Raw genomic sequence first — 23,100 nt, 5'->3', positions numbered from 1 at the left:
CATTTATTGCTTTAAAAAAGATTTGCTTATGAAGATCGTTTACATTTTGACCACCTTGTGCTGTTTCTTCAGGTTGTATTTAAATAAGTTGCTCCTTTTATTAAAAGATCACATGTAATGTCTGTTTTGTAAGGTTCTTTCAAACCGGCAGTAACATTTAGTGTATTAGAATCATAATGACTAAAATTTACATTCGCTGGTTTTTCTTCTACAAAATACTTTACTAAAATTAAATTTTTATTGTGTATTGCTTGTATTAGGCTAGGATTAGGTTCAAACGTAAGATGATTAAGTAAATATTCAGCTTGTGCATTATTGTTTTTAAGTGCAAATTCTAATGCTTTGTATTTATTTGCACCTTGCGATATAAGGCTTTCCATGAGATTTATTTTATTTAAATTCGGATCATCTAAGCTAGCTATAATATTTAATGCTGTCCCATCTTTAGGATGAAACGCATCAAAATATTGTTTTAAATACCCTAGAGTTATTACATTTTCTGTTTTAGTAGTTTCCGGCTTAGTAGTTCTTTTAATTTTAGAACCCCCGGAGCTGTGGAGGAGTTGTGCATGATAATTTACCTTAAATTAATTTATAGCGTGCGTACTATAGATTAATCTAATTAAATTATCAATATCTTAATTGATAGTAAAATAATTTACAATTTCTTAACTTTAAGTTGTATTTGATGGTTCTCTAATTCTACTTTACTGACATAATCAGGCGTGAAATTTTTAGCAAACTCGCCTAAAGTTTGTTCTTTAATAAAGTCTCCATAATTATCAATTATCTTAGATAAATCAAACTCGCTTATTATCTCAATTAAAATCCTGTCAGTGATAGAGAAATCGGCATCTTTTCGAGCCTGTTGTATAAAGCGTACAATGTCTCTTGCGTATCCTTCTTCTATTAATTCAGGTGTTAGCTCTAAATCAAGTATTAACAAGCTACTATTATTCTCAAAACTTGCTGCTCCTTTGATATGTGAATACGGCTCTAAAACTAGCTTATATTCGTCACTATTTAAGGTTTCACCGCATATAGCTAAACCGCCTGCGATAGCTTCCCACTCACCTTTTTTAGAAGCGGCTATAATCTCTTTCATTTTATGCGACAAACGTTTACCAAGCATTGGGAAATTAATCGATAGTTTTTTGCTTGCGTAATTCTCTAGATCGTCACGGTAAATTACCGCCTTAACATTAATTTCGTCTTTAATTAAATCTTCAAAATCTTTGAGGTTGTTATTATGTTTACTGATAATAGCTATGCTAGCAAGTGGCTGCCTTACCCTGATATTTTCAGTGCTTCGGATAAATAGGCTATTACTGCAAATATCAAGCACGTTATCCATAGTAGTAACCAGCTTGTGATTTATTTCAAAGTCTGAGAGAGTAGGGTAGTTGCAGAGATGTACGCTAATCTCGTCATTGTGAGGTACTGAAAGTGCCGTGGCAATCTTATGAGATACTCCTGAGATTGCTTCGTCAAGACTTGTGTCTTTCCTCGCAATGACGTTTGATTTTCCTGAAAGTGCCATGTCGTTACGCTCCTCACAATGACGTAATCCCTTATATATCGCTTCCGAAATCATAGGCACTAGTGCCGACATCGCAATAGCCATGGTTTCTAAACATGAATATAGAGTATTATAAGCATTTTGCTTATCTGTATCTTTTTCGCTTTTCCAAAATCTAGCTCGGCTTCGTCTTATATACCAGTTATTCAACACTTCAAAAAATTCTGAAACTATATGATAAGCTGTTTGCGTATCGAAATTATCTAAGCTCTCTTCAATTTTTTGTACGGCTATTTTAAGCTTAGATAATATATAAACATCAAGTACGTTTTTAGAGCTAAAATTAAGCTCGCCTTTAAGCGAATCGGCGTTAGCATACATCGTAAAGAAATGGTAAGCATTCCATATAGGTTTGATAAATAGACGAAGCGTATCAAATACCATTTTGCCGTCTTTATCAATTAATAGCTCCTGACCTTTAACAACGTTTGAAGATAACATCGTAACTCTTAAAGCGTCAGAGCCGTATTTATCAAATAGCTCCAGCGGATCGGCGTAGTTATTAAGACGCTTTGAAAGTTTTTGACCTGTAGAGTCTAAAATTACGCCGTGGCATATACAATTTAAAAACGGTGGGCGATCAAATAAAGCGGTAGATAGCACCATTAAAGTATAAAACCATCCGCGTGTTTGAGCTGAATACTCAACTATAAAATCAGCCGGAAAATGATCCTCAAACCACTCTTTATTTTCAAAAGGGTAATGGGCTTGCCCATATGGCATTGAACCGCTTTCAAACCAGCAATCAAATACGTCTTCTATTCTACGCATTGTTGATTTACCGGTTGGATCGTCGGGATTTGGTCTGGTCAGTTCATCGATAAACGGACGATGTAAATCAGTAACTTTAACACCAAAATCTTTCTCTAATTCCTCTATAGAGCCGTAAACGTCTATGCGTGGATATTTTGGATCATCGGACTTCCATACAGGCAGCGGCGTTCCCCAGAATCTATTACGGCTTATCGACCAATCACGAGCATTTTCAAGCCACTTACCAAATAAATTATCTTTAACATGGAAAGGTATCCAGTTAATTTGCTGATTTAACTCTACCATTCTATCTTTAAACTGCGTAACCTTTACATACCATGACGGAACAGCCTTATATATAAGAGGCGTATCTGTTCGCCAGCAATGAGGATAATTATGAATATACTGCTCGGTTTTTAGCCAATTTCCTTGCTCTTTCAGTTTGATTATTATTTTGTCATTTGCATCAAATACTTGTAAGCCCTCTAAATCAGGAATTTCTTTAGTGAATTTACCGCTATTATCAACAGGACAAACAAGCTCAATACCTTTCGATTCACAAAGTATTTGGTCATCTTCACCAAAGCCTGGAGCCATATGTACGACTCCCGTGCCGTCACCCTCAACCACGAAATCGCCTGCAAATATCTTGAAGCTGTTTGGATGATTCTTGAAATAGTCGAATAAAGATTTATAGCTCAATCCTTGAAGTTCTGAGCCTTTAATTATCTCAAAATTTTCTTCACCGCTAAGTCCTAATTCTTTAGCATATTTAGAGACGGAAGAGGCAGCTATTATATAACAAACATCATTTTTAGGGACTAATGCATAATCTATATCACTACCGACTGCTAAGGCTAAATTTGACGGTAATGTCCAAGGTGTCGTCGTCCAAGCGAGTATACGGTATTCTTTAAAAGATCCTGTGGTCGTAGCCACGGGATGACATAGTACAAAACTCACCGTTACAGCTTTATCGGCTCGCTCACGATAAGAATTATCAAGTCTTGTTTCAAAATTAGAAAGCGGTGTTTCGCATGCCCAAGAATAAGGCATTACCCGCATAGATTCATACAATAACCCCTTATTATATAACTTCTTAAATGCCCAAAGTACGGATTCCATAAAATGCTTATCCATCGTTTTATAAGAATTTTTAAAATCCACCCATCTTGCTTGACGAGTTACATATTCTTCCCAATCATTAGCATATTTCATTACCGAAGCTCTGCAATGTGCATTAAACTTCTCTATACCAAAATTAGCTATTGCAAGACGCCCTGAAATGTCAAGTTCTTTCTCTGATTGCATTTCAGCAGGAAGACCGTGACAGTCCCAGCCAAAGCGACGCTCGACTTTCTTACCTTTTACGGTTTGGTATCTAGCATATACGTCTTTAATAAAGCCGGTAAGCAAATGACCGTAATGCGGCAAACCGTTTGCAAAAGGCGGGCCATCATAAAAAATAAATTCTGACTCTCCGTTCCTATCATCAATAGATTTTTGGAATATATTATTGTCTTGCCAAAATTTTAGTATCTCTCGCTCTAAGCCTGCAAAATCAGCATTCGAGCTAACTTCAGGATAATATTTAGTATTTGTCATTATTTTAGAAATTATTTTTAAAAATATCTTAATTATATGCAAGAGAGGTCATAATACAAGAATTTTTAAGGTATTTAAGAAAGTAATAAGGTGTATTACAGATTAAAAGATGATATAGAAATTTTGTCTAACTCAATTCATTTCACTATTAGTTACTACCTATCGTTTCAGCTTCATAAGCCGATAATATTTGTGCTTCGTATTCTAAATATTTCACTCTTCATTTAAATATTTAAACATTACTTCAACTCCAGTATATTTTGTTAAATCGCTAAGGCGCTATGCTTTATCATCACTTTCTACTTTATGCCTTAAATTTAGTGGGAGCTTTTGTTTTTGCTCTAAATGAATAGTTTTCATAAGAGCTAGAAAATCACAAATTTTAAATATTAAATTCTTTATTGTTATCTTTATACTATTAATATCTTCATTATATTTCACTTCGTTAAATTTTTTCACTTGAATCTCTTTATACTCAGGTACATTCTTATATTTAGTAACAGTACGGCTCTTTATCGTCTCTTTCTCTATCCGTGCTTTTTTATAAATTGGCTCATAGCCCTTAATTTGCCTTATACATACGTTATAATTTAATAGTTGGATATATAAATTGGTTTTGCTAAAGAAATGTCATCATAAGTTTTTAATTTTTTCCTAGGTGGATAAGTATATATTGGCTTCGGCTCGATTTGTTTAGTTTCTTCTATATGCTCTTTTTCTAAATATTGTTGTTCTTCGGTATAGGCGATTTCTTTTAAACCTACATATTTCTTTTCTGTTTTATAAGAATAATATTTGTCATCATTTATCTTCTCTTGAAGCTCTAAATTATTTTTATACGCTTTAGCAAGTTCAGAGAAAAGTATCTTCAGTGTTTTTGAATTTTCACCGAAATAACTTATAGGGATAACTTGATTATTAACTAATGTTCTATCATGTTCTTTATTAGAACATTCTTTTTTAAATTGAGTTTTCATATTATGTGAATTAGCGAATCAAAACAATATTGCAACTTAATTTGCTTCTTGATATTTCTGCTTTAAAAATTCATCAACAAATGATTCTGATTTAGAACCATGTTGTTTAAACAATGCTTGAGCTTCTTTTACAGCATTATTATGACAAGTGATTAAATGTAATTCATTATTAACTTTATTTATAAGTTTCATGGCATTTTTATATTTGATATGGAGTTAATATTACCCATTAAGCATATCTACGTAAACATTCTAACTATGGGGATATTTGAAGGGGCGAGTAATTTTTTCATCTGTGAGAAAGTTTTTACTATATTTTCTACGGCAGTCTCAATAAATTTATCGGTTTCAATATAATTTTCCGATTCGTCTTGGATATAAAAAAGAATAGATGAAACATAAACCGAAAGCAATAAGCTTCTTTTGGTATAATAGTTAAAATCAAGAGATTTATCACCGGCATAACGCCAAATAGCATCACAACTACGGAATGCAACTTCAGTTCCTTGTATTGGGTTTAATGCAAAATAAGCGGCATTCTTACTATGAATAATAGGAAGTACGGTTTTGACCCTAATCTTTACGGCTAAAGATATTTTTTCTCTTATTTTTGATGGTTCTGCTATTATCTTTAAGCTTTCTAGCATAATATTATCTAAATACTCTTCCAAGAATCCTACTATTTCGGATAAACCTTCTGGAAAAACTATTAAGCTATAGCCTTTTGCAAAACCGCATTTTTCTTCTGCTTCTTCGAGTAGTTTATTATGCCATTCATTAAACGGTAATAATTCTAATAAAGATTGCACGAAGCTTATTTTTTTGATATGATGTTCTTCTTGAATGCTCATATTTTTAACCTTGACATATAACTTAATTATAGGGTATAGTTCAATAAACCACAATATCTTTTAAGACAATATCTTTTAAGGAGAGTAATTTTAGTGATACTAGTAAATGTTCACGCCGGTAATTGTGATAATACGCTTAAGAATTTTAAGAAAAAGCTACAAAGAGAGCTTTATTTTCGTAAGATGAAAGAACAGCGTTATTATGAAACACCTTCAGCAAAGCGTGTTCGTAAAGCACAAGAAGCAGCGAGAAGACAGAGAAAATTTGCTCGTAAAAAAATGTTTGATGAATAAAATTTCAAACAATTTTCATACTAAATATAAAGCTAGAAATATTAATATTTCTAGCTTTTTTTATTGTCATCTAGTTGCTTGACCATGTGTTGTACGAACGTTCAAGATGTCATTCCTGCGAAAGCAGGAATCCAAAAAAAATAGCCATACAAAATTACGTATTTGATGAAATAAATATAAACAAGTTTTTATATGTTTGACTGGATTCCTGCTTCCGCGGGAATGACATAAAAACAATCAATGCAACAACACTCCGCTTTTGCAGAAATGACAATAAGGTACTTAAAACTTGAAATATTTCCAATTAGCGTTTTTTATGTTATAAAGAACTGTTATAGTCATATAAACAGTAGCTATGCTTAGTTATCTTAAACAAAATTTACGTTCTTATTTTTCTAGTAGAGTACTAATTTTTACTTTAGCAACAGCAGCTATTATTTTTGCTTGTGCTACTTTTTATGTGATATCTTTAGAATCAAAGAATTTTAGTACGATTATTGGATTTTTATTAGTTGATTTAGTAATTTTTTTAATTTTAGGTGTTTTACTAACTCAAAAATTTTTTACTAAAAATAATAATAACGATAGTTCTAAATTACAAAATCGTATTGTAATTGCCTTTAGTTTAGTTGCAGCTATTCCAACTATAATTGTTTCGGTATTTTCTGTTTATTTTTTTAATCTTAGTGTTCAAGCTTGGTTTGATAAGAAGATTTCTACGGTTCTTGATCAATCCGTGATAGTTGCAGAATCTTATATTGCCGAGCATAAATTACAGCTAAAAGAAACGGCTTTAGCCGTTGCTGAAGATTTAAGCGATATGTATTACGATTTAATTCACAATCCCGCTTTATTTACTAAAACACTTAATACTGAAGCAGAGATGCGTTCGCTTGATGAGGCTATAGTTTTAAACAAATCTACTAATACTATAGTAGCTAATAGTTATTTAAGTTTTTCATTATCATTTGCAACTATCCCTGCACATTTAATTAAAAAAGCGGATTTAGGTGAACTGGTGGAAGTAAAATCTGATCCAACCAAAATAAGGATGCTGATTAAATTAAAAGAGTATAATGATGTGTATTTATTAGTCGGTAGATTAGTAGATAATAAAATTATCGACCATGTAGATGCAACTAACGGAGCAGCTGCCGAGTATAATAGCCTTAAAAATGAAATAGATAATATACAGATTAAGTTCTCTATAATGTTTATCTTTATTGCCTTATTACTTCTTTTTGTAGCTATAAGTTTCGGGGTTATATTTACTGCTAAAATAGTAAAACCTATTAAGAAATTAGTTACTGCAACCGACAAAGTTAAAGACGGCGATTTAACGGTACAAGTGCCTGAAAATGAAGTAGATAAAGACGAAATAGGCACGCTTTATGTGGCATTTAATAGAATGATTAAGCAGCTTTCTCGCCAGCAGCGTGATTTAGTTATAGCACAGAGGGCTATGGCTTGGTCGGATGTTGCAAAAAAAGTAGCCCATGAAATCAAGAATCCGTTAACTCCTATTTTACTTGCTTCTGAAAGATTGCTGAAGAAATTTAGTCCTGAAATTAAGGAAAGGGTAGAATTTGAAAATTATTTAAAAATGATTATTCGCCATACTAACGATATTAAAAATATAGTATCCGAATTTGTTCTTTTTGCACGTCTTCCTGCTCCTAAATTTACGAAGAGTGAATTAGTTTATTTAGTTAAACATATTGTTGAAGCACATAAATTACTTAATGATAATATTTTGTATAAATTTGAGTCTAACGTGGAACAATTTGATTTTATGTGTGATGCTACCCAAATAAATCAAGTTATGATCAATTTGTTGAAAAACGCAGAAGAGTCAATAGAAGGACGAGAATCCGGAAAAATAGAAGTTACTATAGATGCTAAAGACGATTTTATTAGCGTTATTGTAACGGATAACGGTAAAGGATTCCCGCCTGAGCTAATAGGCAAAGCTACCGAAAGCTATGTTACGACCAGCAGTAAAGGTATGGGATTAGGGCTTGCTATAGTTAAAAGAATAGTCGAAGAACATTGCGGCATTCTAGATATAGCAAACAGAGAAGAAGAGGGAGCAATAATCGATATAAAATTTGATTTAAAAGAATTGGATTTAAAGGCTAAGCGTTTGGAAATGTAGTATTTTACTAGAGGATGAAGTTCTTAAAGAAAATTTAGAATCAATTATTTATCATCTAATATGAACACAAATCATAAACAAAAAGCAAAGTTATGAATGTAGAAATCACGGAGTTTTTAGCAAAAGAGCTTATTGCAGAACAATTCCCTAAATGGTTTCATTTACCTATCAAACCGGTTGAATTTAGTGGTCATGATAATAGAACCTTTCATTTAGGCGATGAAATGTTAATTAGATGACCAAGTGCAGCAAAATATGTAGGTGCGGTTTCAAAAGAACACAAATGGTTACCAATATTAGCACCTAACTTGTCATTTCATATCCCTAAGCCTTGAGCTTTAGGTAAACCTTCAAAAAATTATCCTTGGAATTGGTCAATATATAAATGGATTGAAGGAAAAAGTGCAAATAGCTTTGATACTAGTAGCTTAAATTTATTTCTAATTGCTTCTGATCTAGCAAAATTTCTAAATGAATTACATAAGATTGATATAATTGATGGACCTGTTCCAGGTACTCATATAACTTTTGGTGTGGAGGTGATCTTGCAGTTTATGACCTTGAGACAAAAATAGCAATTAAAAATTTAAAAGATTTGGTTGATGCAGATAAAGTTCTATCTGTTTGGGCAAAAGCATTAAATTCTTCTCAGTGGAATAAAAAACCTGTATGGATTCATGGTGATTTTGCAAGCGGTAATATTATTATAAAAAATGGTAAGCTTAATGCAGTAATCGATTTGGAGGTATGGGTATTGGTGATCCTGCTTGTGATTTGGTAATAATTTGGACTTTTCTGCAAAATGAAGCAAGAGAAATTTTTAAAGAACAGCTAGCATTAGATGATGATACTTGGGCAAGAGCACGAGGTTGGGCTTTGTGAAAAGCTTTAATTGCTCCACTAGATGGTCTTGATGTTGTTAAGAATTTACAAATTATTCATGATATTTTATATGAGCATGAAAAATTATGATTGAGATAGCTATTTATAAATACTATATCAATGAGTAATAGACATCTGCGAAGTATATAATGAGCATGACCGGCGACTAAAACTAAAGTTTTGTAATGATTATAAACCGTTAAAGAAGGATCTAAATTAGATATATAGAACAAAAATAAAAAAATAAAATAATTTCAAAATTGTAGTTGACATAGCTGATTATATTGCATATAACTACACCTATCAAAAGCGATAAATGAAAAAAAGTCGTAGCTGTTTTTAAAAGTAAATAATTAGATATAGATAGTGACAGTAAACATGTACATATCACAAAAGTGATAATTAAACCTGTCAATTTTTAAAGTAAAAATGACAGAATCAAACTTGAGAGTTTGATCCTGGCTCAGAACGAACGCTATCGGTATGCTTAACACATGCAAGTCGAACGGGCTAATTGGGGCTTGCTCCAATTAGTTAGTGGCAGACGGGTGAGTAACACGTGGGAATCTACCCATCAGTACGGAATAACTTTTAGAAATAAAAGCTAATACCGTATATTCTCTACGGAGGAAAGATTTATCGCTGATGGATGAGCCCGCGTCAGATTAGGTAGTTGGTGAGGTAATGGCTCACCAAGCCGACGATCTGTAGCTGGTCTGAGAGGATGATCAGCCACACTGGGACTGAGACACGGCCCAGACTCCTACGGGAGGCAGCAGTGGGGAATATTGGACAATGGGCGAAAGCCTGATCCAGCAATACCGAGTGAGTGATGAAGGCCTTAGGGTTGTAAAGCTCTTTTAGCAAGGAAGATAATGACGTTACTTGCAGAAAAAGCCCCGGCTAACTCCGTGCCAGCAGCCGCGGTAAGACGGAGGGGGCTAGCGTTGTTCGGAATTACTGGGCGTAAAGAGTGCGTAGGCGGTTTAGTAAGTTGGAAGTGAAAGCCCGGGGCTTAACCTCGGAATTGCTTTCAAAACTACTAATCTAGAGTATAGTAGGGGATGATGGAATTCCTAGTGTAGAGGTGAAATTCTTAGATATTAGGAGGAACACCGGTGGCGAAGGCGGTCATCTGGGCTACAACTGACGCTGATGCACGAAAGCGTGGGGAGCAAACAGGATTAGATACCCTGGTAGTCCACGCCGTAAACGATGAGTGCTAGATATCGGAAGATTCTCTTTCGGTTTCGCAGCTAACGCATTAAGCACTCCGCCTGGGGAGTACGGTCGCAAGATTAAAACTCAAAGGAATTGACGGGGGCTCGCACAAGCGGTGGAGCATGCGGTTTAATTCGATGTTACGCGAAAAACCTTACCAACCCTTGACATGGTGGTCGCGGATCGCAGAGATGCTTTTCTTCAGCTCGGCTGGACCACACACAGGTGTTGCATGGCTGTCGTCAGCTCGTGTCGTGAGATGTTGGGTTAAGTCCCGCAACGAGCGCAACCCTCATTCTTATTTGCCAGCGGGTAATGCCGGGAACTATAAGAAAACTGCCGGTGATAAGCCGGAGGAAGGTGGGGACGACGTCAAGTCATCATGGCCCTTACGGGTTGGGCTACACGCGTGCTACAATGGTGTTTACAGAGGGAAGCAAGACGGCGACGTGGAGCAAATCCCTAAAAGACATCTCAGTTCGGATTGTTCTCTGCAACTCGAGAGCATGAAGTTGGAATCGCTAGTAATCGCGGATCAGCATGCCGCGGTGAATACGTTCTCGGGCCTTGTACACACTGCCCGTCACGCCATGGGAGTTGGTTTTACCTGAAGGTGGTAAGCTAACGCAAGAGGCAGCCAACCACGGTAAAATTAGCGACTGGGGTGAAGTCGTAACAAGGTAGCCGTAGGGGAACCTGCGGCTGGATTACCTCCTTAAAGACTAAATTAGTATATTACTTATACAAAATATAAGTAATTACTCAGTCCAAATATTTACTGTCACTATCTTTAACTAATTGTTTGCTTTTAAGACTATAATTTCTTTTCTTTTTTTAATTTCCTATATCTCTTCTCAAAAACAATACTGTTTTGTCTAAAGAAAGAATTAAAGTAATGAGTAACAAAACTTATTTGCTTATATACTCATTAGACTTATTGCATATACTCCTTTTAAAGGTAGTTTGTCCACAGAATCTAGTAATGTTTGACATATATTTTATATTAACAATATCTTTTTATTAAAATTTTGGAGATATTTAGATTAACTTATGAAAATTGCTAAATTAACAGGCAAAGATACTTTTTTCAGCATTAAATGAATGGAATAACGCCGGTTTACTTGATTATAATACGACTATATTACTTAAACACGATATAGAAAGTTTAAGTAATTATTAAATTTTGGTTGGAAGAAATTAGCTAGATATTCTTTTTGGGTTTCTTTAATATGTATAGTTAATGCTATTTTGTCTGATCGTTATCTACGCGAATTATTAGAATATATTTTTTAATGCCCCGTATCTGCTGAAATTTATTACCTTATCAACTTTATCGGGAATAATTTATTTTGTTGGTTTTAAAAGACAGCAACAAAAACCAGAGAAAATTTTTAGCAATGGGGCAGTATTATTTTGAGGGGTCTTAACCACTGTTTGTGCTATTTATCAACTAGGAAAAGCATTTGATTCAGGGAGTGGACATTTTTCCATTTTATTGCTTTTATCTTTTATTGTTTATGCCATATTAGGATATTTCTCTAAATCAAATTTAATTTGGTGCGTTGCTTTAATTTCACTAGGTAGTTGGATGGGAGCAGAAACCGGGTATATGTCAGGATGGGGAGCATATTACTTAACGCGAGTTTCGTATTAATAAAGGCGTTGTATAGCTGATAATCACTAGGTTACGAGTGTATTAATAATACTGTTTTTGTTATAAAATTAGTGAGAAAACACACGTTTTGAATTAAGGTTTGAATTAAGGTAGTGTCTTTACAGTATTAGAAAAAAGTTTATAGGTTATTGAAAAATAATATAAAGCAATAACCTATGATATGAGCATAGATTTTATAGAAATATTTTGCTACGTCGATTTGCAAGAATTAGATAAGCATACAAATTCAATTACTCAAAATAACAACAAATCTGGTCCAAAAAGTAGATTGCATAGAAGTGAGGTAATAACGATTATAATAGGTTACTGACAGTTATCTTATGATTGTTTTAAAAACTATTATCTGAAACAGATATGGATTCATCATCAAAGAGATTTTCAGTTAGTAAGCTTATAGCTAATTTATAAAAATAATAGGTCCACATTTACCACTATTAGTATTAATATTAAATTCTATTTTGGATCAGTGTGACGGACTATCTATTTGTAGATTCAAGTAGTATAGAGGTATGCAAGAAATATCGTATTTCAATGCATAAAGTGTTTGCTAGTATAGCAGCACGTGGTGCAACAACAAAAGGTTGGTTCTATGGACTCAAACTACATTTAATAATTAATAGAGCTGGTGGTATAAGTTAAAGCATCTTTTAGTCCTGGTAATAAGGATGATAGAAAACAGCTAGAATTGATGATAAAAAATCTTTTTGGTAAAATATTTGGAGATCGTGATTATATTTCACAAAAATTATTTCAACAACTTTTAGAGCAAGGAGTTTTTATAGTAACTAGAGTAAAGAAAAATATGAAAAATAAGCTTATGTCTATGTTGGATAAAATATTATTGCTTAAAAGATCATTGATAGAATCTGTTTTTAGCAAAATTAAACTATTGAGTAAGTTTGAGCATTCAAGGCATAGATCAGTTACAAATGCCTTTGTTCATATGGTTGCAGCACTGATAAATTATCAAATGTCTGATAATAAACCTTCTATTACATCTCTCTTGCTAGTCTAAATTCTATGCTCTGTTAATTCGAAACTCGCGTTAATTAGGTATGAATTATCCATTACGTTTTATATTATTTGGAGGAATATTAACATTCTCTGCTCTTGCACTAGAAGAAAATAAAACATTCAATCATTTTACTCAAGTAACTCTTGTAGTTGGTTTATTATACTCATTTATTGCAATGTGGTTAAAATTATGATCCTGAAGATTATTACTTAAAGCCGGTAAAGCCGATAGAATTATTTCATTGGTCTTTATTATTTACCTTAATGTCTGGAGCAGCTATTTATCACGGTTCCAAAACAAGATAATTCGGTAACTAAAGGATTCGGGGTTACTTTTTTATTTATTAATTTATATACAAGATTTTTTGAATACAACTCATAAAGCAGTATTTTTTACAATTCTAGGAATAAGCTTTTGGTGGCTTGGAAGTAAAGCAGAGAAAATTTGGAATCTTACTGCAAAAAAATAATTAATATATAAAGTGCTGCTTTTGTAAGGAACGTATATATTCAGATAGAACTTAAAAAATTGGCCGCAATGTCTTTGTAAACCCTCGCATGCCGAACATTTCATAACTGCTGTCGTTCCTCGTCTGTGGCTTCTCTGCTCTTTTTAGCTATAAATTATAAGGTTTTTTTGAAATAGAATATATCCTCTCAAAAATATTATTAATTTTCGCTAAAAAATTTCTTTAATTATCAATGAAAGTTATTTTGTTAACAGTCCCATAAAGTAGTTTTTAAGCAATAATATATAAATTAATTATTTTTAATTCATAAAGTATCTTAATAAAATATAATAAATACCCTACAATAATATTAAAAAATATTAAGGATAAAATATATGAATTACTTAGGATATGGTGGTATTGCTCTTGGAACAATACTTGCAATAGTAATATCATTTAATGTGAATAAATCAATATTATGGGCTATCATTCATGGATTTTTTGGATGGTTTTATATTGTATATTATTTGTTATTTAGACAATAGACTTCTTGCATAACCTCCTTCTAAAGGCGATTTGTACGGCAATCCGGTACTCGCATCCTCACGTTACTTGCGTGTACGCTGCGGTGGCAAGTGCTTCCGTCTTTCTTTCAAGTCCCTCTTTCTAAGATAAGTTATGCAAGAAGTCTAATAATAGGAAGAATCATCTACGAGAATAAAAGCTTTAAGTTGCTTTAAAGAGTGAAGTTTGTTAATCTCTACAAAAACATATTTGAGATTATATGATAACTACATATTTAAAGGAAAATAATTCTATAGTAAAAAATGAAGAATATATTATTAATGAATCCACATTATGGATTGATTTGTTCAATATAACAGATGAAGAAAAAGTAATAGTAAAAAATACATTAAATATAGAAATACCGACTTTAAAGGACATATCTCAAATTGAGATTTCTGAGAGGTTATATGTTGAAAATGAGGTGTTATATTTAACTATTACGGAACTCGTTAATAAAGAGCAAGAATTTCCTGAAACACATTCTATAGTATTTATTTTGCATAAATGTTGTCTTATAACAGTTCGTTACGTAGAATTAATACCCTTTAATGACTGTATAAATAAATTTGCTAAGCAGCTTAATAACACACATAATGCAGAAAATATTTTATTTATGTTACTTCGTAATATGGTAACAAGATTATCGAATATTGTACAGTCGATTAGTATGGATATTGATGATTATGGACGTTTAATACTTGATAATAATATTAATGATTTGCGTATAGATCATACCAATGTATTAAAGAAAATAGGTCGAAAAGGTGATGTACTTTCTAAAAGCCGTGAGTGTTTATTTTCTTTAACTATGGCTATTCAATATATTTTAAAATCTCCACACATAACTCAAAATAAAGCATCTAAGGATCTATTAGATACATTGCTTCGAGACGTAGACTCAATAATTAATTTTTCACAATTTATATCTAGTGAGATTGCAAGAACCCTAGACGCAGCACTCGGTATGATTGCAATTGAACAAAATAATATTATTAAAATTTTCTCGTTGGTTACTATATTTTTTCTCCCGCCCACTTTAATAGCTAGTATTTACGGCATGAATTTTACCGTAATGCCTGAGCTTAAATCACCGTATGGTTATCCTATAGCATTATTCTTAATGCTATTATCTACAATTATTACCTATAAATATTTTAAGAAACGGAAGTGGTTGTAAGTTTTTCTTGAGAATAGTTCGATAGAATTTTGCATAAAAATCAATGACCGTATTTTATAGTCAATTGATTTGGACTCACCTACATCATTACTCGTCGCTTTCCTATTAGTTATAGGCTTCGCGCCTTGCTCCTTTTATGCCAATCTCATTGACTATATGACATTGACACTATCTTAATTATTATACTACCAAAAGTTAAAATTTCTTAAATTTCAATTTAATAGTAATTAGGATTTAAATATGAACGAATTAGATTTTGAAGTAGAAAAGACAAGTTTTGTAGTAAGCGTTATTGATGCTATTGAAGAATATATAAAAGCAGAATTTTTATTTGACTATGAAAAGCAAAAAGAAAATTTTCAATGTATCCAAGGTGATTTAAATAATTTTGAATTGCCTGAGATTATTAGAAATTCTGGAGTCATGCAAGAATTCTTTAGATTAAAATCAGAATTTAGGAAATATATTAAAGATAAAAATTATACAATAGAGGATGAATTTTTTGCAGAAATATATAAAAAATCAAGTATATCTATAGAAGAGAAAATTGTAGAAATAGATACAAAAATAGAGCGTATTAAAAACGATCAACCTGAAAATGAAGAAAAAAGGCTTGTGAGTGGAATAAGAGTAATGAATTAGAGCGAAAAGCAATAGAAGAGGTGTATAAGAAAAAACAAGATAAGGAAAGTATAGATAGTTATAAACCATTAGGGGCAAGGGTACAAGCGGTAAGAGCTAAATCATCAATAGAAAAGATGGAAGAGCATTTTTTAGTTAAAGAGAAAATATTAAGTGCAGAAGAAATGAAAGCTATTATTTCAAATTATGAATTATTAAATACATTAGCTAGTTATAACGATATGGCTAGTGCAAATGCAGTAACAAAATTATTTGAAATTGCTCGTAATTATTATGAAGATGATAAGCACAAAGGCATAAATGAACTTGGAGCAATAAACGATACAAAAACAACTTATCTTCTTAATGAAAATATTTAAAAATTACTTAAACAAAAGCAACTTAGTTTTAAAGATATTGATTACGTAGTTGGTCATGAGTTAGATAAGTTATGTGAGTTAATAGCAGGAAATAGTGCAATCCTTACTTTTAATAATGATCAAATACATAACAGTAATGATTTTTTTGATTTAGCAATATTAGAATAGGTTAGAAGAAACGCTCAAAAAGTTAGCTGATGATTTTACGGTAAATGATGAGCGGATAAAATTCTATAGAACACTAACAGAAGAAAATGATAAAAAATTCTTTTTTGAAAATTGGAGGTTAATAAAATGGTGTTCCGATACCATAACTTATAAGGAACTATTGCAGTTGTTACTTAGTAAAAATTTTTATTAGATCTCTTAAAAGATAGAAATTTATATAAATTAACAGAAAAAATGACTATTTCTAAAAATGAGTTACTTGAGATGTCAAAAGAAGCATAAGAAAATTATTTAAAAGCAATAAAGGTTGAAGATTGTTTAGATATTCATTTAGACTCTATGAATACTCTTAAACTTATTATAGCATCAAATGTGATTCTTAGTAATATCTCATTCAATTCTGATACTACCGTAATTATAGAAGCAGGGAGGTCTTTGAATATCGTTGGTACACTAAATCTAGTATCAGGCAGTACTTTAAATATATCTGGTGAGGGTACATTAGGGTCAAATATTGTTCCAAAAGGTATAATAGAAAATATAAATAATGGTCAATCAGTAATTCACAAAGGCGTAACTTCTGAAATTCTTTTAAATAATACTATTGCACTCAATTTAAATTTTATGGAAGAAAATACGGATAGTAATTCAGATACAACAATATTGGGAAATACTGATCCGAAGATTTAATAAATAATATTGCAAGTTCTTTCTAAACTCTATTTTTATTCGCAACTAGGGATAAGATTTTTTAAATCTTATCCCTTTTTTGCCGGTTACTTTATAGCCTTATTTTCAATGCTATTATCTATAATTATCAACTCTAAATTTTTATAAATACTATATAGCTTTATATGATTTTTTCTTATTAAAAACTTAACAGCTATTAATAAAATACCAACTCTATCTTGACTTTTGTAAAAATTGCCATATTATATGGTAACCATAGAATATGGTAATCAAGTTAATTATATAAGGATATAAATATGCAAAAAATATTGCTTAAAGGCCCGGATATAAGTATGAAAAATGAAAATCCTGATATCCAGGAAATAAAAACCTTAGCTGACTTACCTTCAGGTACAGGTAGTGAATATTTTATAAATGCACATGGATCAGAGTTTTTCTATAAACCTATTAATTTAGGTTTATGGGGAAAAATTAAATCATATTTTATGCCTAAGCCTTCTTACTTATCAATGAGTATATTTTCTGATGAAGGTACAACTTCTGTGTTAGATATTACACTGCTTAATAAAATACAAAATAATACCACTGCAAATCAATGTAATATTGTTCATATATTTTCTTGTCATTCAGGAGCCGCTCAACATCATTTAGATTGGATACAGGGCAATGTGGTGTTATGCACTTATAATAAGGCCAGCGATGGAAATATTATACGATTAGCTCAAAGTAATTACGATGCTAGAACAAAAAATGACTCTTCATTGATTGAATATATAAGAGATAATTTTCATTTATTAGCAGCGTCAGATTTTAGTATAAGCTATAAATTAGACGAGCAAATTTATAGTTTTTCTTTAAGTGCTAATAAAATTAAAAATATGAAAAGCATAGAGGAGTTGCCGGCTTTTCTACATAAAGAATATAAAGCTTTTGTAAAATTTTATAAAAATATTCATTCGAAATATCATGAATCATATCCTAAAATATTTAACTCAAATATAGAAACAAAGCCGAAAGAATTAAAATACGCTGACTTAATCAGGGTATTTAGTAGAGCTTTAACCTTAGAAACATATAATTTTAATAAATTTTCTCTAAGCAAGATAGAGACTATGTTAAATCAGAAAGGATTATACACTGATACTAGTATAGGGCACGCTATAGAGAAAGGGAATTCTGAATTATTAATTTGTTTACTTAATTATGGTAATACTAAAGTAAATTCCTATAATATTAATCAAGCTATAGAGAAAGGTGATGTAGCTATTCTAAAAGCTGTACTTGAGCATAGTACTACAAAAATAGAATCAAATAATATTAATCAAGCTATAGAGAAAGGTGATGTAGCTATTCTAAAAGCTGTACTTGAGCATAGTACTACAAAAATAGAATTATATAATATTAATCAAGCTATAAAGAAAGGTGATGTAGCTATTCTAAAAGCTGTACTTGAGCATAGTACTACAAAAATAGAATCAAATAATATTAATCAAGCTATAGAGAAAGGTGATGTAGCTATTCTAAAAGCTGTACTTGAGCATAGTACTACAAAAATAGAATTATATAATATTAATCAAGCTATAAAGAAAGGTGATGTAGCTATTCTAAAAGCTGTACTTGAGCATAGTACTACAAAAATAGAATTATATAATATTAATCAAGCTATAGAGAAAGGTGATGTAGCTATTCTAAAAGCTGTACTTGAGCATCCTACTATAGAGGTAAGTAGCTATAATATTTATACGGCAGAAGAGACGCATAATTTAGAAGTTATCGAATTAGTAAAAAAATATTATAATTCTACTATAAATACTATTACGTCTGAAGAAAATACTATAGATATAACACTTACTGTAGTAGAAGAAGTACCGGCATTAGGAGAGGGGATAGAGGGAGTATAAGTAATAAAATTCAATATTATTCCCGTGGAAGGCTTGCTTGCATGAATATCCAAGTCGTCATTGCGAGCGACTAAAGGCTTTGTTGCATGGCTCGAAAAACCTACTCGATGTCATTCCCGCTTTCGCAGGAATGACATAAAACGAGCCATGCAACAACCCAGCGACTGCAAGGAGAGTGTCAATCTATAAAAAATAGTAAAAAATCTGTAAATCAGAATTTTTTACTGGATTGCTTCGTCAAAATTCTCAATTTTTCCTCGTAATGATGGCAAAACCAATCCACGCGAGTAATGCCAAGTCATTCAATAGACCTCTTCGGAAACTCGCTTATAGAGAGGTAATTTGTACGTCGATCCTGTACTCGAATCCTCACGTACTTTTGTACGCTGCGGTTCTGCGTTTCCGTGTCTCCTTCAAATTCCTCTCTATAAGCGAGTTTCCGAAGAGGTTTAATAAAATCTAAATATTTCTTAGAATTACTTTACTTAATTCATAATTCAAGTGTGAGAAGTGTATCTCTTCAAATCCTTTTCTCGGAATAATAATCATTGCAAATTTTATAGCCTTAAAGCTAGAATCACTAACAATAATTCTAATTAGATGTCGTATACGCCTTTTAATTTTGTTGCGAACTACAGCTTTTTTATTTAGCTTTCTGCTAACTTTGATTCCTAAAAAGGTGTTATATTTTGATTCAAGGAAGATTTTTGGAAGTTTTTTGGCGATTACCAAAATAAAATATCTCTCATGGAGCTTCTTTCCAAGCTTATTTATAAGTTCAAATTCTTTTTGATTTTTTAAAGAGGTAATAGACACTTTGATAAGTCAGATTATTTTAAGCAGATAATTTATGTCTACCTTTAGCGCGACGTTTCCTTAAGATTGCTCTTCCGCTTGGAGTAGCCATTCTAGATCTAAAACCATGTCTTCTTTTTCTAACTAAATTACTAGGTTGAAATGTACGTTTCATAATATTTATACCGAACGAAAATAAAAATTAATTATTATAAATATGTCATCCCGTGGCTTGACCACGGGATGACATTAAATACTTAAATATGTGCTTTTGCTTTTTCTACGATACTTACGAATCCGTCACTGTTATTGACGGCAAGTTCTGCAAGTACTTTACGATTTATATCGATTTCTGCTTTTTTAAGAGCTCCCATAAATTGAGAGTAAACAAGCTCATGTTCTCTTACTGCTGCATTTATTCTTTGAATCCATAAGCCTCTAAAATCACGTTTACGGTTTCTACGATCTCTATAAGCATATTGGAGGGCTTTTTCTACTTTTTCAATAGCTACTCTAAAACAGCTATTTGCTCTACCTCTATAGCCTTTGGCTAATTTAAGGATTTTTTTATGTCGATTTTTGGAAATTTTTCCTGATTTTACACGTGTCATTGTTTTAGCTCCTAGTTAATTAATTTATACCGTACGGTAAAAAATATTTTTTAATATTATATCCGTCTTGAGGACAAAGTATTGTAGTTCCTCTAAGGTTACGAATTTGAGCTTTAGTACGACGACGCATAAAATGTTTTTTACCTGCTTGAGATGCAATAACCTTACCGCTAGCAGTAAGTTTAAAACGTTTTTTTACGGCAGATTTTGTTTTTAATTTAGGCATATTGTTCCTTATAATTGGTATTTCTAGGTTTAAACGGTAAAACATTAGGCATACCAAAGCCATATTACCGATGAAACCTAAATAATAGTTTTTTTATTAGTTATTGCAAGATTTTTTTATAAAAATGTACTATAATGTTTTTAATCAATCGATAATAATTTAAAAATGTTTGGACAAAATCCTAAAAGAAGCATATTAAACGGTGACGGTACTAAGTTAGAGGTACAGTCTATTTTTAAGACTATACAAGGGGAGGGCATTTTTGTAGGTTGTCCTGCGATCTTTATTAGGCTTGGAGGATGTAATCTTGCTTGTAATTTTTGTGATACGGAGTTTGAAGATTTTGATTTAGTAGATATAGATCAGATTTTGAATAAAGTAGAAAGCCTGGCATTAAATTCTAAAAATGAAAAATCGATTAATTTAGTAGTAATAACCGGCGGTGAGCCAATGCGTCAACCTATAGAGTTATTATGTCAGAAGTTATTAGACCGAGATGTTAAAGTTCAAATAGAGACTAACGGTACGTTATATCGTTCTTTGCCACAAGAAGTGTCTATAATTTGTTCGCCGAAGGCAGGTAAAACCGGTTATAGTAAAATAAGAGAAGAGTTATTGCCTAAAATTAGTGCGGTGAAATTTATCGTTGCTAAAAATATTTTAGAATATAGTCTCATACCGGAAGTAGGGCAAACCTCTTATAATATACCGGTTTTTATTCAACCTATGGATCAAAACGACCAAAGACTCAATGGCGAAAATAATGAGTTAGCAGTAAAATTAGCATTAGAAAGCGGTGCTAGATTATCTCTGCAAACTCATAAATTTTTAAATATCCCATAGATTTAGGTCACCGTATGACCTCTTTTCATCACCTAATAATATTACTATTCCAACGTTACCATTGTCAGAATTAGAAGGGTAAAGCTCTTGAAAAATTTTAATTATATTTTCACCGGCTCCATCACTTTCAGAACGATATAATTTCCCTAATTGTCTTTGTTGTTCTACAGAAGGGAAAGGTAAAATAATTTTGTCAGCATCTATGTTGCTTTTTGATATTGATGTTATCATAGATTCAATTGAACTTTCGGTACAGAATTATTGGAGTTGTGCTACATGTAATTATCTGCTTTTCATTGTCTAAATTAGAAACCTCCGCATTGTCTGCTTGTTCTCTAACATTTGTTTGGTAGTACATACGTAATATACTAACTAAATCTAAGTGAATTTTGCATTCCGGTTCTTTAATTTTTAACAAGAGTATTGATGCATAAGAATCGTCATCTTCACTATCTTCACTCTCGCTGTCACTCCCAATATAGTCAGTGTCAGAAGAGTACATAATAGATTCAAGGAGAAAATCCTTATTATATCCTTGGCAGCAAGTTCTTCTCCACAGTTTGAAGGATTTACAGCAATACGCTTAGGTTATATCTGTTTCATAATTTCCTTACAAAATAATTTCGGTTAGAACTAAATTTCTTTATCCAATAAATTAAAGAATTTTAACTAAGGAATATATTACTCCTATATTCTAGTCAAAAATTAATTTACTTGAATTTTTAATTGTACTTAAGTATGATAATGAAGATTTATAATAAGTTCATATGGAGTAATAATGAGTGAAATATTAGAACTTGAAGCGGAATCCCGTACGGAATTCGGTACGGGAGCAGCAAGAGCATTAAGAAGAGCAGGGCGTGTTCCGGCTATTATTTATGGAGCGGGTAAAATACCTGTTAGTATTTCTTTGGAAGAAAAGGAAATAACTAAATATTATAGAAAGCCGGCTTTTATCTCTCAGTTAATTAATTTAACAATTGATAAGAAAAAATATAAAGTATTGCCGAAGGCTGTAGAATTACATCCTGTTACGGATATAGTACGCCATGTTGATTTTGTCTTTTTAGAAGAGAAAACCCAAAAAATGGAAGTACCTGTAGTATATGAAGGGAAAGAAAGAGCTTTAGGCGTTAAAAGAGGTGGATACTTTAATATAGTAAAAAGAAGAGTTACTTTATTATGTGATGTTAATAACATCCCAAGAAACGTAACTATAGATGTTACTAATATGCCTATTGCTACTTCGCTAAAATCGTCAAAAATAGAATTACCGAAAGGATGTAGTTTTGTTACAAAAAAAGAATTTGTCCTTGCAACTATTATAGGACGTAGAGGAGCAAAAACTGAAGCTGAAGGGGAACAACAAGCCGCTGAAGCAGGGAAGTAAGATCATTCTCACGATAAGGACTTGCTTAGATACTTAAATCGTTATTGCGAGGATTCGTAGGTGTTGTTGTTTGGCGCGTTTTATGCCATTCCTAGCTTAGAAGCGGGAATTCGGTAATCTTTAATTGTCATACTGTGAGCTTGTAGCGGTATCCAATCTTTGTTAATTTTTTTTCTGGATACCGTGGTCAAGCCACGGTATGACATCGAGTAGGTTTTTCGATCCACGCAATAATGCTGAGCTAAGAACACATTATTCTGTACTTCTTGCAAATCA

At 32.1% G+C, this 23,100-nt stretch carries 23 protein-coding genes, 1 rRNA gene and 6 pseudogenes; 16 read left to right on the top strand and 14 right to left on the bottom strand.

Annotated elements, in window-relative coordinates; translation table 11 throughout:
* Nucleotides 1–68 precede the first annotated feature (68 nt).
* The 7 genes and pseudogenes from MCC_RS11525 to MCC_RS05405 form a co-directional block, all read right to left on the bottom strand.
* Nucleotides 69–380 (bottom strand): hypothetical protein, encoded by a 312-nt coding sequence (locus MCC_RS11525; RefSeq protein ID WP_014408877.1) that lies wholly within the window; start codon nucleotides 378–380, stop codon nucleotides 69–71.
* Nucleotides 357–571, bottom strand: a pseudogene (locus MCC_RS11245) (hypothetical protein); the annotation flags it as partial. The gene MCC_RS11525 and the pseudogene MCC_RS11245, both read right to left, overlap by 24 nt.
* Nucleotides 572–658: 87 nt before the next feature.
* Complete coding sequence (ileS, locus tag MCC_RS05420) at nucleotides 659–3,937, bottom strand: isoleucine--tRNA ligase (protein ID WP_014408876.1); 3,279 nt, start codon at nucleotides 3,935–3,937, stop codon at nucleotides 659–661.
* A 279-nt stretch (nucleotides 3,938–4,216) separates the two neighbouring features.
* Nucleotides 4,217–4,396 (bottom strand): hypothetical protein, encoded by a 180-nt coding sequence (locus tag MCC_RS10580; RefSeq protein ID WP_014408875.1) that lies wholly within the window; start codon nucleotides 4,394–4,396, stop codon nucleotides 4,217–4,219.
* 131 nt (nucleotides 4,397–4,527) lie between these two features.
* A complete protein-coding gene (locus MCC_RS10575; RefSeq protein WP_014408874.1) occupies nucleotides 4,528–4,914 on the bottom strand; it encodes a hypothetical protein in 387 nt (128 codons plus the stop codon).
* Between the two features lie 36 nt (nucleotides 4,915–4,950).
* A complete protein-coding gene (locus MCC_RS09600; RefSeq protein WP_014408873.1) occupies nucleotides 4,951–5,106 on the bottom strand; it encodes a hypothetical protein in 156 nt (51 codons plus the stop codon).
* Between the two features lie 47 nt (nucleotides 5,107–5,153).
* The gene (locus MCC_RS05405; RefSeq protein WP_014408872.1) at nucleotides 5,154–5,765 is read right to left on the bottom strand and encodes a COQ9 family protein; all 612 of its coding nucleotides are present in this window, start codon (nucleotides 5,763–5,765) and stop codon (nucleotides 5,154–5,156) included.
* A 93-nt stretch (nucleotides 5,766–5,858) separates the two neighbouring features.
* Here MCC_RS05405 and rpsU point away from each other — a divergent pair, with 93 nt between their 5' ends.
* The 9 genes and pseudogenes from rpsU (at nucleotide 5,859) to MCC_RS05360 (ending at nucleotide 15,199) form a co-directional block, all read left to right on the top strand.
* Complete coding sequence (gene rpsU, locus MCC_RS05400; RefSeq protein ID WP_012148483.1) at nucleotides 5,859–6,059, top strand: 30S ribosomal protein S21; 201 nt, start codon at nucleotides 5,859–5,861, stop codon at nucleotides 6,057–6,059.
* A 355-nt stretch (nucleotides 6,060–6,414) separates the two neighbouring features.
* Nucleotides 6,415–8,214, top strand: a complete 1,800-nt coding sequence (locus MCC_RS05395) for a sensor histidine kinase NtrY-like (RefSeq protein WP_014408871.1) — start codon at nucleotides 6,415–6,417, stop codon at nucleotides 8,212–8,214.
* 92 nt (nucleotides 8,215–8,306) lie between these two features.
* Nucleotides 8,307–8,453, top strand: a complete 147-nt coding sequence (locus MCC_RS09595) for a hypothetical protein (RefSeq protein ID WP_014408870.1) — start codon at nucleotides 8,307–8,309, stop codon at nucleotides 8,451–8,453.
* 356 nt (nucleotides 8,454–8,809) lie between these two features.
* On the top strand, nucleotides 8,810–8,995 hold the full coding sequence (locus tag MCC_RS10570; RefSeq protein WP_231288674.1) for a phosphotransferase: 186 nt from the start codon (nucleotides 8,810–8,812) through the stop codon (nucleotides 8,993–8,995).
* A complete protein-coding gene (locus MCC_RS10935) occupies nucleotides 8,962–9,096 on the top strand; it encodes a hypothetical protein (protein WP_269208673.1) in 135 nt (44 codons plus the stop codon). The genes MCC_RS10570 and MCC_RS10935 overlap by 34 nt, the downstream gene beginning before the upstream one ends.
* A gap of 440 nt (nucleotides 9,097–9,536) precedes the next feature.
* Nucleotides 9,537–11,035: ribosomal RNA gene (locus MCC_RS05380) — 16S ribosomal RNA — on the top strand.
* Between the two features lie 1,117 nt (nucleotides 11,036–12,152).
* A pseudogene (locus MCC_RS11685) lies at nucleotides 12,153–13,007 on the top strand (IS982 family transposase).
* A gap of 40 nt (nucleotides 13,008–13,047) precedes the next feature.
* A complete protein-coding gene (locus MCC_RS09090) occupies nucleotides 13,048–13,200 on the top strand; it encodes a hypothetical protein (protein ID WP_014408868.1) in 153 nt (50 codons plus the stop codon).
* Between the two features lie 1,039 nt (nucleotides 13,201–14,239).
* Complete coding sequence (locus MCC_RS05360) at nucleotides 14,240–15,199, top strand: magnesium transporter CorA family protein (RefSeq protein WP_014408865.1); 960 nt, start codon at nucleotides 14,240–14,242, stop codon at nucleotides 15,197–15,199.
* Between the two features lie 52 nt (nucleotides 15,200–15,251).
* On the opposite strand, the pseudogene MCC_RS10560 reads toward MCC_RS05360, so the two are convergent.
* Nucleotides 15,252–15,333 (bottom strand): annotated as a pseudogene (locus tag MCC_RS10560) (palindromic element RPE2 domain-containing protein); the annotation flags it as partial.
* 106 nt (nucleotides 15,334–15,439) lie between these two features.
* On the opposite strand from MCC_RS10560, the pseudogene MCC_RS05355 reads away from it, so the two are divergent.
* From MCC_RS05355 to MCC_RS11520, 5 genes and pseudogenes are all read left to right on the top strand, one after another.
* Nucleotides 15,440–15,766, top strand: a pseudogene (locus MCC_RS05355) (hypothetical protein); the annotation flags it as partial.
* Nucleotides 15,767–15,957: 191 nt separating this feature from the next.
* Complete coding sequence (locus tag MCC_RS05350) at nucleotides 15,958–16,200, top strand: hypothetical protein (protein WP_196793003.1); 243 nt, start codon at nucleotides 15,958–15,960, stop codon at nucleotides 16,198–16,200.
* A gap of 507 nt (nucleotides 16,201–16,707) precedes the next feature.
* Nucleotides 16,708–16,944: pseudogene (locus MCC_RS10555) on the top strand (hypothetical protein); the annotation flags it as partial.
* 410 nt (nucleotides 16,945–17,354) lie between these two features.
* Entirely contained in the window at nucleotides 17,355–18,959 is a 1,605-nt protein-coding gene (locus tag MCC_RS05340; RefSeq protein ID WP_014408861.1) for a hypothetical protein, read from the top strand.
* 79 nt (nucleotides 18,960–19,038) lie between these two features.
* Nucleotides 19,039–19,233: pseudogene (locus MCC_RS11520) on the top strand (MFS transporter); the annotation flags it as partial.
* Nucleotides 19,234–19,418: 185 nt separating this feature from the next.
* Here the strand turns inward: MCC_RS11520 and rnpA are convergent.
* The 4 genes from rnpA to rpmI form a co-directional block, all read right to left on the bottom strand.
* Nucleotides 19,419–19,775 carry a ribonuclease P protein component gene (rnpA, locus tag MCC_RS05335; protein ID WP_014408860.1) on the bottom strand — a complete coding sequence of 119 codons (357 nt, stop codon included), beginning with the start codon at nucleotides 19,773–19,775 and terminating at the stop codon, nucleotides 19,419–19,421.
* A 19-nt stretch (nucleotides 19,776–19,794) separates the two neighbouring features.
* The gene (rpmH, locus tag MCC_RS05330; protein WP_014408859.1) at nucleotides 19,795–19,929 is read right to left on the bottom strand and encodes a 50S ribosomal protein L34; all 135 of its coding nucleotides are present in this window, start codon (nucleotides 19,927–19,929) and stop codon (nucleotides 19,795–19,797) included.
* An 82-nt stretch (nucleotides 19,930–20,011) separates the two neighbouring features.
* Nucleotides 20,012–20,365: a 50S ribosomal protein L20 gene (gene rplT, locus MCC_RS05325; protein ID WP_014408858.1), complete on the bottom strand. Its 354-nt coding sequence runs from the start codon at nucleotides 20,363–20,365 to the stop codon at nucleotides 20,012–20,014.
* Nucleotides 20,366–20,384: 19 nt separating this feature from the next.
* Nucleotides 20,385–20,591 carry a 50S ribosomal protein L35 gene (gene rpmI / locus MCC_RS05320; protein WP_004997924.1) on the bottom strand — a complete coding sequence of 69 codons (207 nt, stop codon included), beginning with the start codon at nucleotides 20,589–20,591 and terminating at the stop codon, nucleotides 20,385–20,387.
* Nucleotides 20,592–20,756: 165 nt separating this feature from the next.
* Here rpmI and MCC_RS05315 point away from each other — a divergent pair, with 165 nt between their 5' ends.
* Nucleotides 20,757–21,434 (top strand): 7-carboxy-7-deazaguanine synthase QueE, encoded by a 678-nt coding sequence (locus MCC_RS05315; protein ID WP_014408857.1) that lies wholly within the window; start codon nucleotides 20,757–20,759, stop codon nucleotides 21,432–21,434.
* On the opposite strand, the gene MCC_RS05310 is transcribed toward MCC_RS05315, so the two are convergent.
* Both MCC_RS05310 and MCC_RS05305 read right to left on the bottom strand, forming a co-directional pair.
* Nucleotides 21,420–21,665 carry a hypothetical protein gene (locus tag MCC_RS05310; RefSeq protein ID WP_014408856.1) on the bottom strand — a complete coding sequence of 82 codons (246 nt, stop codon included), beginning with the start codon at nucleotides 21,663–21,665 and terminating at the stop codon, nucleotides 21,420–21,422. The two genes, MCC_RS05315 and MCC_RS05310, sit on opposite strands and share 15 nt — an antisense overlap.
* A gap of 4 nt (nucleotides 21,666–21,669) precedes the next feature.
* A complete protein-coding gene (locus tag MCC_RS05305; protein ID WP_014408855.1) occupies nucleotides 21,670–21,936 on the bottom strand; it encodes a hypothetical protein in 267 nt (88 codons plus the stop codon).
* 276 nt (nucleotides 21,937–22,212) lie between these two features.
* Between MCC_RS05305 and MCC_RS05300 the strand changes: the two genes are divergently transcribed.
* Complete coding sequence (locus MCC_RS05300; RefSeq protein ID WP_014365596.1) at nucleotides 22,213–22,824, top strand: 50S ribosomal protein L25/general stress protein Ctc; 612 nt, start codon at nucleotides 22,213–22,215, stop codon at nucleotides 22,822–22,824.
* Nucleotides 22,825–23,100 lie beyond the last annotated feature (276 nt).

The sequence above is a fragment of the Rickettsia rhipicephali str. 3-7-female6-CWPP genome (assembly GCF_000284075.1).
Classification (GTDB): Bacteria; Pseudomonadota; Alphaproteobacteria; order Rickettsiales; family Rickettsiaceae; genus Rickettsia; species Rickettsia rickettsii.
Note: the sequence above shows the minus strand (reverse complement) of the source record. Positions and strands in the feature narration are given on the sequence as shown.